Below are 14,421 nucleotides of genomic sequence, written 5' to 3'. Positions count from 1 at the left end.
TCGGCGGGGGCGGTCCGCCGGGTCTCCCCGCTCCGCCGTCAGAGCTTTCTGCCGCAGGACACGCAGTACTGGTTGTAGTCGGGGTTCTCGGCTCCACAGCCGCCGCAGATGCGCGGCCTGCGGTGCTTCGAGCGGACGGCCTCGAACTCTTCCATGTAGTTCGCATAGGCGTCACGGTGCACGCCCCACAGGACGGGTGCCGTGATGAGCTGCGCCTCCCGCTGTGTCAGCCGCATCTCCCCGCCACCGGACCTGAGTTTCACGGCGAGCATGTCCAGCAGGGGCGCCTCTTCCTGGTAGACCTTCGTCGCCAGCCATTCCAGGTCACCGAGGATCACCGGCCGAACCTCGGGCGGCACGGTGAGGATGTAGTGCGGGTCAGGACGGCCTTCCATGAGGCGATGGTAGCGACCGGCTCCGGAACACAGGGCGCGATTCCCAAGCGCCTGCGCGGCGGGTTGAGAGGGACACCTCGCTGACAGTTCGGGTACGCGGCGGCGGGCGCGGGAAGTTAGTCCAGGGGAGCCGGTGACGGCCGGGACACGGCCCCGCCGGGGCCGGGCCGCTCCGCGATGACGACGAGGCGAAAGAGCTGAGGACGATGCCGCGTATCCCTGTGCACACCATCGACAGCGCACCCGAGGAGGCCCGCGAGACGCTGCGCGGGCTGGAGAAGCAGCTCGGCACGGTGCTCAACATCCACGGCGAGATGGCGCACGCCCCCGTCGTCCTCGCCGCCTACGACGGGATGCAGCGGGCCATCGCCGAGCACGGCGGCTTCGACGCCCGCACACGCGAGGCGATCGCACTGGCCGTGGGCGCTACCAACCACTGCGGCTACTGCCAGTCCGCGCACACCGCCGCAGGGAGGGCCGCTGGGTGGAGCCTGGAGGAGACCGTGGACATCCGCTCGGGATCGTTCACCGCCGACCCGCGCCTGGGCGCGCTGCTGGCCGTGGCCCGCGAGATCGCCGCCGACAAGGGCGAGGTGGCCGACGCGACCTGGGACGCCGCACGACAGGCGGAGTGGAGCGACGCCGAGCTGGCCGAGCTCTACACCCACGTCATGGTCAACGTGTTCACCAACTACTTCAACCACTACGCCGAGACCGAGCTGGACGTGCCCAGGGCGCCCGGCCTGGTCTGAGCGCGGGGGCAGCGGGGGAGCGGGCGGTCAGGCGGCCGGCCGCTCCTCTTCGGCGCCCCGTACCGCCCGGTCCGCCGCGTCCTCGTCCGCCTCGGCCTCCTCTTCATCCTCGGAACCGGCGGCGTCCAGGCGCTCGGGCAGGCGGGCGACCACCCGGCGCAGCGGCAGCGGAAGCGAGCGGCCGGGGCGCGCCCAGCCGGAGAGAGCGGCCTCCGCCTCGGCGAGCCGGTCGGCGCCGAGCCCCGGCAGGTGGAGGCTGTCCAGCAGGAGTGAAGCCGCCGCTGCGGTGGACAGGTCCAGCCGGAAGACGCGCCGCTCGTCGGAGACGACGGCGAACCCGTGGGCGCGCAGCACGTCGGCAGCACGGTCGCAGGCCTGCGGGTTGGGCCACGGCAACCGGAGCACCCCCACCGACCGCAGGACACGCAGCCACCCCCACAGCTTCACCGGAGAGGACCCGAGCCGGGCCGGGGTGAGCGTCGCCACCAGCCCGCCCCGGCGCAGCACCCGGCGCACCTCCGCCAGCACGGCGTCCAGCGGGGTGACCACCTGCAGGCACATCGCCGCGCACACCCCCGCCACCGAACGGCGGGCGAAGGGGAGCGCGGCCGCTTCGCCCCGGACCAGGGGGCCGCGGCCGCGCGATGCGGCGAACCCCAGCTCGCGGGCCGAGGCGTCCAGCCCGACCCAGCGCGCGCCCGGCAGGTGGGTGCGCGTGGGCGCCGACCCGCACGCGAGGTCCAGGACGACGCCCCGCACCGGCCGCAGCGGGTCGGCAACCCAGGCGTAGGGGTCGGAGTCGGCGTGGTGCAGCAGCCGCTCGGTGATGGCGGGCCGCGTGTGGTGGAACTCGGCCAGGAACCGGCGCCACTCCCGCTCGTCCACCCGGCGCCCCTACTCCGCCCGCCGGGCCAGTGCCGTGCGGTCGAGGATGTCGATGGCCGAGTAGCGCACCTGGATCAGGCCGTCCTTCTCCAGCTCCTTGAGGACCTTGTTGAGCGACGGGCGCCGCACGCCGAGCATCGCGGCGAGCGTCCGCTGCGGCAGGGCCACGTCCCCCTCGCCCGCCTCGTCGAGCAGCAGCTGCGCCGTCTGCTGCGTCAGGCTCCGGCCGAGCAGCCCGAGAATGCGCATGTGGCTGGTGTTGAGCCGCTCCGCCACGCTGGACAGCCAGCGCCGCGCGATCGGCGGGCGCGTGGCCAGCAGCCGCTCGAAGTCCTCCCGGCGCAGGTGCAGCATCTCGACATCGTCCAGAGCGCGCGCGGTATAGGGCAGCGGCATGTCCAGCAGCAGCTGGATGTCGCCGTCGACGTCGCCGCCGCGCAGGATCTGCACGACCACGCGGCCGGGCCCCGCCCCCGAGGTCAGCTCCAGGCGGCCCGACCGGACGATCCACACGCCGGGCCGGTCCTCGCGCCCGCCGTAGGCCACCGCGCCGCGCGGCACGGTGCGGCGGGTCAGGGTCGCGGCGAGCGCGGAGACGTCCTCGGAGGTGAGCGGCGCCGACGCCCCGCGGCCCACGCAGCGGGCCACCCATGCGGCCTGCTGTAACCGCTGGTCGCTCTGTCCGCCCAGCAGCCGCAGTGCACGGTCCATCGCCGAGCCGTGTCCCCGGTCCATGCTGTCGTTCGCACTCCCTCTCGCCGACGCAACCCCTGCGCGCGCGGCGGTGCGTGGCGCGGGGCGACGATCTCGGTTCGAACCTACTCGACACGGCGGCCCGGCGAGGGGAGGTCCGGGACGTCGGTTTCCGGACACCGCCTGCGGTGTGAGCAGCGCGTTCGATCGTTTCGCACTGACGGTTGCGGGCGATAACGATCAGTAACCGCGCGTGGTCTTCCCCTAGCCCCTAGCCCCCCGGAGAGAGGACGGTCCCGATGCCCCTGCTGTCGATGACCCCTGTTCAGCGAATGGCCGCTCAGGAGAACGCCGCGACGGCCCGGCGGTCCCGAACGGCGCTGCTGGACTCCGTTCGCAGCGGCAGAAGCAGACTCTCGAATGTCTTCGCCCGGGCCGAGAGGGACCCGGTGGTCGCCCGCACCAAGGTCTCGCTGGTCCTGCACGCCGTACCCGGCATCGGCACGGCACGCGTCGTCGCCCTGATGGCGGAGGTCGGCATCGGCGCCGACCGCCGCATCGGCGAGCTCGGCGACCGCCAGCGCCGTGAGCTGGTCGCGAGAGTCGGCTAGCTGTACTGACCACAGAGGTTAGGTACAGCCCGGCAGCGATTTGACAGCACGAGAGGGCCTCCGACATAGGTGTGGATTGTCAAGATCAACACCTGAAGTAGGTCAGGAGGCCCTCCGTGGCCCACACTACCCACGCCAACGCCAAACTCGCACCCGCAGGCCGCCTCGCCCTGGCCCGCTGCATCGTCGAGGACGGCTGGCCGCTGTCCCAGGCCGGGGACAGCGGGCGGCCGCGCCATTCGGCGGTCCGGTATCGGTTCCCCGCAGCCGCGTCATCCCCGTTCTGAGGGCTCGGAGGGCTCCGCGGCCGAGGAACGGGGTGCGGCGGCCCGGTGGTTGCGGGCCCGCCACAGGGCGCGGGCCGTACCCAGTGCCACCAGCACGGCCAGGGCGACGGCGAACCAGGCGGGGCCGATGTCGCCCAGCAGGCGGGCCAGCTCCGACTGGATCGCGGTGGCGGCGCCGATCACCGGGTCCTGGGCCGACCCGCCCGCGAACACCCGCAGCTCGAAGGCGCCGTAGTAGGCGACGTAGGCCCCGGCCAGGATGAGCAGCGCGCCGCCGCCGCGGGTCAGGTGCGGCAGGGCGCGGCGCAGCCGCGCGGTCACCCCCTCGCGGGCCAGCGCCACCGTCACCGTGAGCACGCCGATGACCAGGCCCATCCCGGCGGCGTAGGCGAGGAACACGCCCACCGCGCCCAGCGGGGTGGTGGAGCGCAGGGCGCTCGCCGTCACCGCGAGGAACGGGCCGACGGTGCACGACAGCGACGCGACCGCGTAGGCGACCCCGTAGGTGGCCGCCCACCGCAGCGAGCGCGTGGGGCGGCCCGGCGTCGGCGCCGGCAGCAGCACCTTGACCTCCCGCCCGCTGAGCAGCCAGCGGACTCGGTGAGGTTCTCCCGCCGCAGCGACTCGGGCGGGAAGTAGTGGTTGCCCTCGACGCTGACGGTGCGCTCGGCCTCGGCCAGTACGACACCGTTCCACACGGCGCGGATCATCGCCACCCCCTCCCTTCTGCCCCACCAGTAGGCCTCGTTCCCGCTCCACCGGAGGGAAAAGTGTCAGCGAAGCGACAGGGACCGGCCCTGCGGCGGGGGCTCCGGGATGCAATGGGCGCTGCGGTCAGAGCCGCACCCGCCGCCCGCAGATCGCGGCGCGGCCGTCTCAGGGAGGTAGATGCCATGTCCACGATCGCCCATACCCGTTCCCACGCGGTGACCTACGCCGGGCGCGGCGTCGTGGCCGGACTGGCCGGCGGTGTCGTCTTCGGCATGCTCATGGCGATGACGGGGATGCTTCCGATGGTCGCCATGCTCGTCGGCAGTGAGAGCGCCGTGGTGGGGGGAGCCGTCCACCTGGTGATCTCGGCCGCCATCGGGCTGGTGTTCGGGATTCTCGCCGGCGCCTTCGCCCACCGCATCCTGCCGGTGCTGGGGGCCGGCCTCGGCTACGGACTGGTCTGGTGGGTTCTGGGCGCGCTCGTCCTGATGCCGACCATGATGGGCATGCCCGTTTTCATGATCGACGAGGCCGCGGTGATGAGCCTGATGGGTCATGCCGTCTACGGGCTTGTCGCCGCCGCGACGCTCTACGCCCTGAGCCGGGGCGACGCCTAGCGCCCGGCCCGCGCCGCGCGCTGCCGGCGGCACGGGCTTGAAGGAGAGGATGTCGGCCGCAACCCCGCCACGGAACGACCGGGCCGCGCCATCCCCGCTTCCCCGCGTGGTCCTGAGGGGCCGTGGCCCCTCAGGACGCCCTGAGGCGCGAGTCGCCCTACTTTCCGCCCACCGCCTCGGTGATGCGGTCGCCGATCTCCCGGTCGATCCGGCGCCAGTACTCCAGCGACCGGCTTAGCACCCCGTCGTGGGTGACCTTGGACATGTGTCCGGCCACGTTGGACACCAGGCGGTCGCGGGCCGCGTCGTCCATGACGTCGCGGATCAGCGCCCGGGGCTGGACGAAGTCGTCGTCCTCGCGGTGCTGCGTGTAGGGCGCGCGGACCAGGTCTCCCGTCTCCACCGTCCACCAGGCGTGCTCGGTGCCCTCCTGCACGGCGGCATCCGGCCCGCCGAAGGAGTTGGGGTGGTAGACCGCCCCGGTGTCCGGCTTGGTGAAGCGCATCCGGCCGTCCTTGGCATACGAGCGCACCGGCACCCTGGGCTGGTTCGGCGGCAGCTCGTTGTAGTTGACGCCGATCCGGTAGCGGTGGGTGTCGGGGTAGGAGAACAGGCGCGACAACAGCATCTTGTCCGGTGACGGCCCCACCCCGCGCACGAGGTTGGAGGGCTCGAACGCCGCCTGCTCGACGTGGATGAAGAAGTCCTCGGGCACCTCGTTCAGCGTCATCCGGCCGACCTCGATCAGCGGGTAGTCCCCGTGCGGCCACACCTTGGTGAGGTCGAAGGGGTTGAACCGGTAGCCGGCCGCGTCCTCGACCGGCATGACCTGGACCTTCAGCGTCCACGACGGGTGGTCGCCGCGGTCGATGGCGGCGTACAGGTCGCGTCGGTGGAAGTCGGCGTCCTTCCCGGCCAGGCGGTCGGCCTCGTCCTGGGTGAGGAAGTCGATCCCCTGGTCGGTGTGGATGTGGTACTTGATCCACACCCGGCGCCCCTCGGCGTTGACCCACATGTAGGTGTGCGAGCCGTAGCCGTTCATGTGGCGGTAGGACCGCGGGATCCCGCGGTCGCCCATCAGCCAGGTGACCTGGTGCGCGGACTCCGGCGACAGCGACCAGTAGTCCCACTGCATGGTGTGGTCCCGCAGCCCGGTGCGCGGGTCGCGCTTCTGCGACCGGATGAAGTCCTGGAACTTCTGCGGGTCGCGCATGAAGAAGACGGGCGTGTTATTGCCCACGAGGTCGTAGTTGCCCTCATGGGTGTAGAACTTCAGGGCGAAACCGCGCGGGTCGCGCCACGTGTCGGGGCTGCCCAGCTCTCCGGCGACGCTGGAGAAGCGTGCGAGCATGGGCGTCTCGCGCCCCGGCTGGAACAGGTCGGCGCAGGTGTACTCCGAGACGTCGTCGGTCACGTGGAAGACACCGTAGGCCCCGGTGCCCTTGGCGTGCACGACGCGTTCGGGGACGCGCTCCCGGTTGAACTGCGCCATCTTCTCGATGAGGTAGGCGTCGTGCATGAGCAGCGGCCCGTCGCGCCCGACACTCAGCGACTGCTCGTCACTGGGTGCGGGGGCGCCCGCGCCGGTGGTGGTCGTGGGGTTTCCTTGTTCGGGCAGACCGTAGGCGGCCATCGGTTCGGACCTCCCTCGTCAGGCCGTCCTGCCGATTCGGTGATCCCCGCGGCGGTGCCCGGGCCTGTCGCCCCGGCCATCCGCCACGAGGGCCGCGGTACCGGTATCGACGGGACAGCCCCGACGTATTCTTCTTCGTCGTCGTACACTCGCGCTGGATCGTCCCCGCTCAGGGCGGGGGTAATGCCAAGCCGGGCCAAACCGCCGCTGAGGAACGCTTCAAGAAGGGCGACAGCGCCCGAAACGTCCTGCGGACTCACTCCGGGGCGGGTGTCAGTAGCACGAAATCCGCCCCGAAGAGGTCCTTGCCCACCGAGAGCCGACCGACCCCCTCGGCGTCCTCCGGGCCCATCAGTACCTGCCCGCCCTCGGCCGCCACCCTGGCGGTGGTGTCGTCGCAGTCGGTGACGGCGAACACCGGGTGCCAGTTGGCCGCGGACCCCTCGGGCCCGGGAACCTCGGCCTGGCACAGGCCGCCGTGCATGCGGTCCTCACCTGCCCCCGGTGGGGTGAGCAGCGTATAGGTGAACTCCTCGTCGCCGGGCATGACCATGTCCTGGAACCCCCAGCCGAACACGCCCGCGTAGAACTTCTTGGCCGCCGTGACATCGTCCGTCCACAGCTCGGTCCAGCACAGGGTCCCCGGTCGGTCCGCCGCCTCGAACCCGGTGAAGGAGGCGGCGGTCCACGCGCCGAACCGCCCGCCCTGCGGGTCGGTGAACTCCGCCGCGCGACCGAGATCCAAGACGTCCATCGGCGCCATGCTCACCGTGCCGCCGCCGTGCTCCACCGCGCGGGCGGTGGCATGGACATCGGGGCTGGTGAAGTAGATCGTCCAGGCGGAACCCGACCCCCGGTCGGTGGAGGCGGTGACGCCGCCGAGGGTGCGGCCGTCGAGGTGGAACAGCTCGTAGGTGTCGGCCCCGGCGGACTCGGCGGGCTCGGACCCCCAGCCGAGCACGCTCCGGTAGAAGGCGGTGGTGGCCCGGATATCGGGCGTGAACATCTCGATCCAGCAGGGCGAACCGGGAATGAAGTCGGTGGTGATCACGGTGGCCTCCCCCGTGTGCCAGGTGACGTCCTACGACCGGTCGCGGCGGCCGCTCACCCTACGAGTGTGACGCCGATCACCGATATCCCGCCCTCCCGTCGTGGCAAAGTCTTCCTTGACCGTGCCGAACGCCCGGCGCGGCGGGCGTCGTGCCGGTGGCCGCCAGCGCGGATCCGGACCGCGGAACACGGCTACGACGCGGCCTGCCGCACCCCGGCGCGCAGCATCGCCTTCATCCTCGCCCACGTACCGGCCGGCCGCAGAACCGCTTCGGCCACGTCGTGCCCGGCCAGTTCCATGCAGAGGCGGTCACGCGCCTTGTCCACGGCCGTGAAGACCGAATCCCCCTCCGCCTCGGCGCTCACGGTGTCGGCGCCGCGGTCGGTGTGCACCTCGACACGCACGACGCGGCCGAACACGGGCACCTTCCTGCAGCCGACGGTCACCGACACCCGGTACAGGGGAACGGCGGAGTAGAGCGACACGCCCTCGAACCTGTCGCGAATGTGGGCGAGGGCGGCGTCATCGACGCCGCCGGTCCGGATCACGCCCACGTGTGTGGTCGCCTCGGCGTTCCTGAGGTCGATCCTGGTGAGGTCCATGGCCGCCGCCTTCCCGTCGAACCGCGGTGGAGGATGTGGTGACGTGCCCAGAGTGGCCCCGGCACCGTGGCCCTGACCACCGCCGTTCAGCCCGTCCCCCGGGTGCCGTTGGGCCGGGCCGAGGGGGCCGTGCAGCCGGGACATTCGGCCCGCCGCGGCGGCGCCGTCCGGCACTTATCCCGCACAGGTCGACGGTGTTGCCTGGAAGGGACGAGCTTCCGACGCCCGAAGGGGGATCGGCGATGACCGGTATCGAGGGAATGGGAAAGCGGCGCGCGGCGTCCGTCGCGAAGCGGCGGGAGGAGTGGGCCCGTGCCGTGAACTCTCCGCCCGCGGGCGTGGCGGCGGCACCCGTCACCCTGGCGGTCCTCCGACTGGCCATGGGGTGGATCTTCCTGTGGGCGTTCCTGGACAAGACCTTCGGCCTGGGCTTCGCGACACCGCGCGACGCCGCGTGGCTCGGCGGCGGCAGTCCGACCGAGGGGTTCCTCACCAATGCCGTCCACGGCCCGTTCGCGGACTTCTACCGGTCGATCGCCGGAGCACCGTGGGCCGACGCCCTGTTCATGGCCGGGCTGCTGGGGATCGGCCTGGCCCTCATGCTGGGGATCGGGATGCGGATCGCCGCGGTCAGCGGAGCCGTCATGCTCCTGCTGATGTGGTCGTCCATGCTGCCGCCCACCGATAACCCCGTCATCAGCTACCACATCGTCTTCGCGCTCGTCCTGGCCCTCCTGGCCGTGGCGAACGCGGGGGACACCCTCGGACTGGGTCGGGCCTGGAGCAGGCTCGGAGTGGTCCGACGCTACCCGTGGCTGCGCTGACGGCCCGGCCACCACAGACCGCGAGATGAGAGGTAAGCACATGACCGCCACCGTTCGCGACGTCATGACCACCGACGTGGTGACCATCGGCCCGGACACCGCGTTCAAGGACATCGCCAACTGCATCATCACCAAGAACGTCGCCGCGCTGCCGGTCGTCGACAGGGGCCGGGTGGTCGGCGTCGTCTCCGAATCCGACCTGGTACACAAGGCCGAGTTCCAGCCCGAGGGAGACGAGGGACATCTGGACTCCGGTTACCGGGAGCCCATGCGCGCCTGGCTGCGCCACGCGCTCGGCGGAGTCGGAGGCGCCTCCGCCAGGGACAAGGCCCTGGCGGAGAAGGCCGACCGGCTGATGAGCCGCAACGTGGTGACGGCGCATCCCGACGCCTCCGTCGTCCAGGCGGCCCGGGTGATGGACCGGTACGACGTCAAGCAGCTTCCGGTCGTGGACGAGCACGGCCACCTGGTCGGGATCGTCAGCAGACGCGACCTGCTGCGGGTCTTCGTGCGCAAGGACGCCGACATCGCGCGCGACGTCGGCACCGCACTCGGGCGGGCACCGCGCTGGCTGGAACCGGGGAGCATCAGCTTCACCGTCCAGGACGGCATGGTCACCCTGGAGGGGCGTCTGGAGCAGCACAGCCACGTCCCGGTTCTGCTCCAGTTGGTGCAGAGCGTCGACGGGATCGTCGGCGTGCACGACCGGCTCACCTGGAACGTCGACGACCTGGTCCGGCCGCGGACGCCCTACCTGCCCTGACCGGGGGCGCACCGTGGGACGCGCGGCCAAGGGACGGAAGAAGAGACGAAAGTGGAGGGGAGGTCCCGGCCATTCGGCCGGGACCTCCCCTCGTGCGTGGTGTGCGCCCTTCCCGCTAGTCGTCCTCGGTGGTGGCGATGTGCACGATCATGACCGGGGACGCCGCGTGGTGCAGGATGCCGTGGGCGACGGAGCCCAGGGCGAGGAACGGGAAGCCGTGTCGGCCGCGCGCCCCTACGACCACGAGGTGCGCCCCTGCCGAGGCCCGGCTGAGGGCGTGGGTGGCGTCGTCCCACTCCACCCTGGTCTCCACCTCCACGTCCGGGAACTCGTTGCGGTAGGGCTTCAGCGCGTCGTGCGTGAGGCGCTCCCGCTCGCCGCGCATGGATTCGAGGTCGTAGCCGCCGAGCATGGCCACCGACATGATGGCCGGCGGAACCCGTACGGAGTGGATCGCCTCGACGCGCGCCGAGCGCAGTCGCGCCTCGACGAAGGCCGCGCGCAGTGCGGCCCGACCGTGGTCGGAATCGTCGACCCCGACTACGATCTTCGGCACGGTGGTGACGGCCAGTGGCTCCGGACCGACGACCACCACCGGAACGGTGGCGTGCGCGGCCACCTCGTAGGCCACCGAGCCGATCTTCATCCCCGGGAAGCCCCCGCGTCCCCGCAGGCCGACCACGATGAGGCTGGCCTCGTGGGATGCGTGGATCAGTGTGGCCGCGGCCGGCTCGTGGTAGCCGATGCTCGATTCGACGTGCACGCCCGGATCGGTCAGCCGCACGCGCTCCTCGGCCGCCTGGAGGACCCGCTGGGCGTGGTCGTCCCACGGACCCGAGCCGGGAAGGAAGATCGGTTCGAGCGCCGGCACCCACGCCGAGTAGAGGAGGCGCAGTCCGCTGCCGCGCAGGGCGGCCTCTTCGGCGGCCCAGTCCAGAGCGATGAGGCTCTCCTCCGAGCCGTCGACTCCGACAAGTATCGATGACGCCATGGTTCGACCTCCCTGTTCAGACACCTTCCCTTTGCAGACTCCCCGCACCCTCCTCCCCGCTCTCCGGCCGAACCGCCCGGACGGGCGGGGCCTTGGGCCCCGGTCGGCCCGGATGTGCGCCGACCAAGCCGTCATTAGACTGACAGGCGTCCCCGGACGCGGTCGTCGGACGGGCCACCGGCACCACCGGCGGGCCGCGGGAGAGGAGGGTCGCAGGACCCATGCCCCCGACGGTCGCCGATCCCCAGAGCATCACCTGGCGTATCCACCTCGACCGCGCCATGTGGGTGGCCGGGGTGCGCGCCCTGATGCTGCAGGCGCTGCACCCGGTGGCCATGCAGGGGGTGTGGCAGCGCTCCGACTTCCGCGACGACCCCACCGGGCGGCTGCTGCGCACCACCCACTTCGTCGCCGTCACCACCTACGGCAGCCCGGAGGAGGCCGAGGAGCTGGGTGCGCGGATCCGCCGGGTGCACGCCCGGCTGTCCTTCACCGACCCGCGCACCGGCCGCCGCCACCGGGTCGACGAGCACGACCTGCTGGTGTGGGTGCACTGCGCCGAGGTCGTCTCCTACCTGGAGGTCGTCAGCCGCGCCGGACAGCGCCTCACCGCGGCCGAGGCCGACCGGTACATCGCCGAGCAGGCGCGTGCCGCCGCCTACGTCGGGTTGGCCCCGGAGGAGGTCCCCGCCTCCCTGGTCGGCATGCGCCGCTACCTGGCCGACGTCCGCCACCGACTGCGGGCCACCCCGGAGGCCGTCCGGGCGGTGCGCTTCCTGCTGTGGCCGAAGGTTCCCGAGCGGCTGCGGGCGCTGGCGCCGCTCAAACCGCTGTGGTTTCCCATCGGCGCGATGGCCTACCACAGCCTGCCCGAATGGGCGCGCCGCACGTACCGCGTGCTACCCGAACTCCCCGGCGGCCAGGCCGCGACCACGGCCGGGCTGGCCGCGCTGCGCCGAACACTGCACGCGGTGCCCGACCCCGCCTACCACCGCCTCTTCGACGAGCGGACGGTGCGCAGCGCCCGCGCGGCGCGGGAACGCCTGGCAGCGGCCGGGTACGACGTGCGCGGCGGCCTCATCGGCGTCCGCAGGCCCGACCGCCCCGGGGCGGTGGCGCTCCGGCCGTGATCCCGCCTCGGGGCGCCCGGATGATTAGGCTGGAGTGATGAAACGGCGTGTGCGCCGCTACTCGTGGCTCATGGGGGCCTGCCTGACGCTGTTCGCCGGGTCGCTGCCCGTCTACAACGCTTTCGGCGTGGTTCCGGCCGTCGCCATGTGCCTGGTCGCCATGGCGCTGCCGCCTGTCGCGGTGATCATCGCCAACACCCCCGACCCCACCGACCCCGAGGACCGGGACACCCCCTTCGGCCCCTACGCGGACTGAGGCGGGACGGGCGTCACCCGTCGTCGCCATCCTCCTGCAGCGGGCGGAGTCCGGGATCCGACCGGTCCCCATCGTCGTCCCCCGGGCGTGAGCCACCGCCGGGGTTGCGACTGTCAGGGCCGTTCGTGCCTCCGTTTCCGCCGTTGCCGTTGTTTTCTCCGTTCCCGCTGTTTCCTCCGTTTCCGCCGTTGCCGTTATCACCGTTGCCTCCCCCATTACCCCCGTTGCCACCATTGCCGCCTCCGTTGCCTCCCCCGTTCTCTCCGCCTCCGTTTCCGCCACCATGGCCTCCGTTGCCTCCCCCGCCGTTACCGCCGCCCCTGGTTTCCGGCCCACCTTCGCCGCCGTTCTCGGAGCCACCCCGCTCCTCGATCTGCTGGCCGCCGGTGCCACTGTCGCTTCCGCTGTCGCCACCGCCGTAGCCGGAGCCCCCATCGCCCCCGCCTCCACCGCCGTTCACGGGCTGGTCGACGTGGCCGTCACTACCTCCCTGCGGCTCGGAGCCACCCCCGCCCCTGTCACCGCCGCCGTTTCCACCGTCCTCGGAACCGTCGCCACCGGAGCCGCCACCCTGAACGCCGGGATCGGACGAGTCCGACGGGTCGATGGGCGTCTGGAAGAACGGGATGCCGCCGTCCTTCGTGAGCGCCCAGCCGGCCGCGCCGCCCAGGACCAGGAGCCACATCAGGGACAGGACGACCACCACGCGCCGACCGAGGCGCCGGGGCTTGCCGTGGCGGGGTCCGGGCCCCTGCGGCGCGGTGCCCTCCGGGACGACCGCAGGGGGACCGGGGAGCACGGCAGGGCCGTCGCGCGCGACGCGGCGTCCGCCCCGCAGCGGCCGGGGGATGTGGCGGTGGCTGCGCGGCTTGGCGTCCTGGCCGGTCCGGGTCGGCGTGTCGTCGGGGCCGGTCGCCGTCTGCTCGACCGTCTCCGGCCCGTCGACGGGGGTAGTGCGCTCCTGCTGTGCCGGTTCCCGTTCGGTCTCGTCCTGCCGGGCGGCGGTGTGCTCGGGCCGTTCGGCCGCGGAGTGGACCTCGACCGTCTCGACGCGGGTCTGCGCGTCGATCGCCGCGGTGGCGCCCCGGCGCAGGACGTCGGTGACCGGGTCGACCGGTTCGGTCCGCTCACCGGTGCCTGCGGCCGGCCCGGGGGTGGGCGCGGCGGCCTCGAAGTCATGTCCCACCAGAAGGCCCAGCACCCTGGCGGCGGTGGGGCGCTGCTCGGGCTCCTTGGCCAGGCACGCCTCCAGCAGCGGGCGCAGATTGCCGGGGACCGCCGCCAGGTCCGGCGGCTCGCTCAGGATGCGGTGGATGACCGTGTGGACGCTGTCGGCGGCGAACGGCCCGTTTCCGGATGCGGCGAACGCGATGACGCCGGCCCACGCGAACATGTCGGCGGGCGGGCCGATCTCCTCGCCGCGGATCTGCTCGGGCGCCATGTAGGCGGGGGTTCCGGTCACCGAGTTGGTCTGGGTCACGGTGCTGTCGGTGTTGCGGGCGATTCCGAAATCGATGACGCGCGGCCCCTCGGCACTCAGCAGCACGTTGGCGGGCTTGAAGTCGCGGTGCACCACGCCTGCCTGGTGGATCGCGACCAGTGCGGTGGCCGTGGCGATCGCCAACCGGTCCAGGGCCGAGCCGCGGCGCGGACCCTCGGCCAGGACGGCCTCCCGCAGGTTCGGCCCCTTCACGTACTCGCTGACGATGTAGGGGTCGGCGGCGTCCAGGTCGGCATCGAGCACCGCGGCGGTGCAGAACGGTGCGACCTTCCGGGCGGACTCCAGCTCGCGGGCGAAGCGGGAGCGCTGGCGCGCGTCGCCCGTCCACTCGCTGGTCAGCACTTTGATCGCGACCTCGCCGCCGTCGGGCGCCCGACCGAGGTACACGGTCCCCTGGCCACCCTTGCCGATGCGCGCGGTCAGTTCGTAGGGCCCGATGGCGGCCGGGTCCCCTTTCTTCAACGGCGTCGTCATATGGGCTGTCCCCTCCCGTCACACGGCGCGCGATGCCGCGCGCCGTGCCCGTTCCCTGTCTCCCATTGGACGCAGCCGGTTCGCCCTGGCCCCTTGTCCTGGAGGCCACAGTTGCCTTGCTTGATCGAATCGGGATCCGGCCTGTACGCAGCGCATCGGGCCGTGCCCCGAGGGGAAGGGGGCACGGCCCGGTCAATGGGTGATGGGAGCAAATGCGCGGGTGCGGCCCGCTGGGACGGTCGGGA

Annotated in this window: 16 protein-coding genes and 1 pseudogene; 8 read left to right on the top strand and 9 right to left on the bottom strand. The window is 72.2% G+C overall.

Annotated features, from left to right (window positions below; translation table 11 throughout):
• Positions 1-38: 38 nt before the first annotated feature.
• A complete protein-coding gene (locus HNR23_RS10025) occupies positions 39-395 on the bottom strand; it encodes a zinc ribbon domain-containing protein (protein WP_184075256.1) in 357 nt (118 codons plus the stop codon).
• Positions 396-601: 206 nt separating this feature from the next.
• On the opposite strand from HNR23_RS10025, the gene HNR23_RS10020 reads away from it, so the two are divergent.
• Positions 602-1,147: a carboxymuconolactone decarboxylase family protein gene (locus tag HNR23_RS10020; protein ID WP_184075254.1), complete on the top strand. Its 546-nt coding sequence runs from the start codon at positions 602-604 to the stop codon at positions 1,145-1,147.
• Between the two features lie 27 nt (positions 1,148-1,174).
• Here HNR23_RS10020 and HNR23_RS10015 read toward each other — a convergent pair whose 3' ends face one another.
• Positions 1,175-2,032 carry a methyltransferase domain-containing protein gene (locus HNR23_RS10015; RefSeq protein WP_184075252.1) on the bottom strand — a complete coding sequence of 286 codons (858 nt, stop codon included), beginning with the start codon at positions 2,030-2,032 and terminating at the stop codon, positions 1,175-1,177.
• Between the two features lie 9 nt (positions 2,033-2,041).
• Entirely contained in the window at positions 2,042-2,767 is a 726-nt protein-coding gene (locus HNR23_RS10010; protein WP_246421685.1) for a Crp/Fnr family transcriptional regulator, read from the bottom strand.
• A gap of 257 nt (positions 2,768-3,024) precedes the next feature.
• On the opposite strand from HNR23_RS10010, the gene mihF reads away from it, so the two are divergent.
• Together mihF and HNR23_RS27775 are read left to right on the top strand one after the other, a co-directional pair.
• On the top strand, positions 3,025-3,336 hold the full coding sequence (gene mihF, locus HNR23_RS10005; RefSeq protein WP_184075250.1) for an integration host factor, actinobacterial type: 312 nt from the start codon (positions 3,025-3,027) through the stop codon (positions 3,334-3,336).
• Positions 3,337-3,452: 116 nt separating this feature from the next.
• A pseudogene (locus tag HNR23_RS27775) lies at positions 3,453-3,557 on the top strand (IS481 family transposase); the annotation flags it as partial.
• 509 nt (positions 3,558-4,066) lie between these two features.
• Here HNR23_RS27775 and HNR23_RS09995 read toward each other — a convergent pair.
• On the bottom strand, positions 4,067-4,333 hold the full coding sequence (locus HNR23_RS09995; RefSeq protein WP_184075249.1) for a DUF427 domain-containing protein: 267 nt from the start codon (positions 4,331-4,333) through the stop codon (positions 4,067-4,069).
• A gap of 183 nt (positions 4,334-4,516) precedes the next feature.
• On the opposite strand from HNR23_RS09995, the gene HNR23_RS09990 reads away from it, so the two are divergent.
• On the top strand, positions 4,517-4,951 hold the full coding sequence (locus tag HNR23_RS09990) for a hypothetical protein (RefSeq protein ID WP_184075247.1): 435 nt from the start codon (positions 4,517-4,519) through the stop codon (positions 4,949-4,951).
• Positions 4,952-5,108: 157 nt separating this feature from the next.
• Here the strand turns inward: HNR23_RS09990 and HNR23_RS09985 are convergent, their stop codons facing one another.
• The 3 genes from HNR23_RS09985 to HNR23_RS09975 form a co-directional block, all read right to left on the bottom strand.
• The gene (locus HNR23_RS09985; RefSeq protein ID WP_184075245.1) at positions 5,109-6,584 is read right to left on the bottom strand and encodes a catalase; all 1,476 of its coding nucleotides are present in this window, start codon (positions 6,582-6,584) and stop codon (positions 5,109-5,111) included.
• 256 nt (positions 6,585-6,840) lie between these two features.
• The gene (locus tag HNR23_RS09980; protein ID WP_184075243.1) at positions 6,841-7,635 is read right to left on the bottom strand and encodes a VOC family protein; all 795 of its coding nucleotides are present in this window, start codon (positions 7,633-7,635) and stop codon (positions 6,841-6,843) included.
• Between the two features lie 191 nt (positions 7,636-7,826).
• Positions 7,827-8,237 (bottom strand): HPF/RaiA family ribosome-associated protein, encoded by a 411-nt coding sequence (locus HNR23_RS09975; protein WP_184075241.1) that lies wholly within the window; start codon positions 8,235-8,237, stop codon positions 7,827-7,829.
• 242 nt (positions 8,238-8,479) lie between these two features.
• Here HNR23_RS09975 and HNR23_RS09970 point away from each other — a divergent pair, with 242 nt between their 5' ends.
• Together HNR23_RS09970 and HNR23_RS09965 are read left to right on the top strand one after the other, a co-directional pair.
• Positions 8,480-9,061 (top strand): hypothetical protein, encoded by a 582-nt coding sequence (locus tag HNR23_RS09970; protein ID WP_246421680.1) that lies wholly within the window; start codon positions 8,480-8,482, stop codon positions 9,059-9,061.
• Positions 9,062-9,101: 40 nt separating this feature from the next.
• Positions 9,102-9,824, top strand: a complete 723-nt coding sequence (locus HNR23_RS09965; RefSeq protein ID WP_184075239.1) for a CBS domain-containing protein — start codon at positions 9,102-9,104, stop codon at positions 9,822-9,824.
• A 115-nt stretch (positions 9,825-9,939) separates the two neighbouring features.
• Here the strand turns inward: HNR23_RS09965 and HNR23_RS09960 are convergent, their stop codons facing one another.
• Positions 9,940-10,815 (bottom strand): universal stress protein, encoded by an 876-nt coding sequence (locus tag HNR23_RS09960; RefSeq protein WP_184075237.1) that lies wholly within the window; start codon positions 10,813-10,815, stop codon positions 9,940-9,942.
• A gap of 221 nt (positions 10,816-11,036) precedes the next feature.
• Here HNR23_RS09960 and HNR23_RS09955 point away from each other — a divergent pair, with 221 nt between their 5' ends.
• Together HNR23_RS09955 and HNR23_RS09950 are read left to right on the top strand one after the other, a co-directional pair.
• The gene (locus HNR23_RS09955) at positions 11,037-11,945 is read left to right on the top strand and encodes an oxygenase MpaB family protein (protein ID WP_184075235.1); all 909 of its coding nucleotides are present in this window, start codon (positions 11,037-11,039) and stop codon (positions 11,943-11,945) included.
• Between the two features lie 37 nt (positions 11,946-11,982).
• A complete protein-coding gene (locus HNR23_RS09950) occupies positions 11,983-12,201 on the top strand; it encodes a DUF3099 domain-containing protein (protein WP_184075234.1) in 219 nt (72 codons plus the stop codon).
• Between the two features lie 13 nt (positions 12,202-12,214).
• On the opposite strand, the gene HNR23_RS27190 is transcribed toward HNR23_RS09950, so the two are convergent.
• Positions 12,215-14,176, bottom strand: coding sequence for a serine/threonine-protein kinase (locus HNR23_RS27190; protein WP_281381836.1), 1,962 nt, complete (start codon positions 14,174-14,176; stop codon positions 12,215-12,217).
• Positions 14,177-14,421: the final 245 nt, after the last annotated feature.

The sequence above is a fragment of the Nocardiopsis mwathae genome (assembly GCF_014201195.1).
Classification (GTDB): domain Bacteria; phylum Actinomycetota; class Actinomycetes; order Streptosporangiales; family Streptosporangiaceae; genus Nocardiopsis_C; species Nocardiopsis_C mwathae.
This window is presented reverse-complemented; position numbering and strand designations above follow the sequence as displayed.

Excerpts from the sequence above, each read along its gene's own strand:
- HNR23_RS10025 (WP_184075256.1), bottom strand. The coding sequence starts at position 395 with ATGGAAGGCCGTCCTGACCCGCACTACATCCTCACCGTGCCGCCCGAG.
- HNR23_RS10020 (WP_184075254.1), top strand. The coding sequence starts at position 602 with ATGCCGCGTATCCCTGTGCACACCATCGACAGCGCACCCGAGGAGGCC.
- HNR23_RS10010 (WP_246421685.1), bottom strand. The coding sequence starts at position 2,767 with ATGGACCGGGGACACGGCTCGGCGATGGACCGTGCACTGCGGCTGCTG.
- mihF (WP_184075250.1), top strand. The coding sequence starts at position 3,025 with ATGCCCCTGCTGTCGATGACCCCTGTTCAGCGAATGGCCGCTCAGGAG.
- HNR23_RS09995 (WP_184075249.1), bottom strand. The coding sequence starts at position 4,333 with ATGATCCGCGCCGTGTGGAACGGTGTCGTACTGGCCGAGGCCGAGCGC.
- HNR23_RS09990 (WP_184075247.1), top strand. The coding sequence starts at position 4,517 with ATGTCCACGATCGCCCATACCCGTTCCCACGCGGTGACCTACGCCGGG.
- HNR23_RS09985 (WP_184075245.1), bottom strand. The coding sequence starts at position 6,584 with ATGGCCGCCTACGGTCTGCCCGAACAAGGAAACCCCACGACCACCACC.
- HNR23_RS09975 (WP_184075241.1), bottom strand. The coding sequence starts at position 8,237 with ATGGACCTCACCAGGATCGACCTCAGGAACGCCGAGGCGACCACACAC.
- HNR23_RS09970 (WP_246421680.1), top strand. The coding sequence starts at position 8,480 with ATGACCGGTATCGAGGGAATGGGAAAGCGGCGCGCGGCGTCCGTCGCG.
- HNR23_RS09965 (WP_184075239.1), top strand. The coding sequence starts at position 9,102 with ATGACCGCCACCGTTCGCGACGTCATGACCACCGACGTGGTGACCATC.
- HNR23_RS09960 (WP_184075237.1), bottom strand. The coding sequence starts at position 10,815 with ATGGCGTCATCGATACTTGTCGGAGTCGACGGCTCGGAGGAGAGCCTC.
- HNR23_RS09955 (WP_184075235.1), top strand. The coding sequence starts at position 11,037 with ATGCCCCCGACGGTCGCCGATCCCCAGAGCATCACCTGGCGTATCCAC.
- HNR23_RS09950 (WP_184075234.1), top strand. The coding sequence starts at position 11,983 with ATGAAACGGCGTGTGCGCCGCTACTCGTGGCTCATGGGGGCCTGCCTG.
- HNR23_RS27190 (WP_281381836.1), bottom strand. The coding sequence starts at position 14,176 with ATGACGACGCCGTTGAAGAAAGGGGACCCGGCCGCCATCGGGCCCTAC.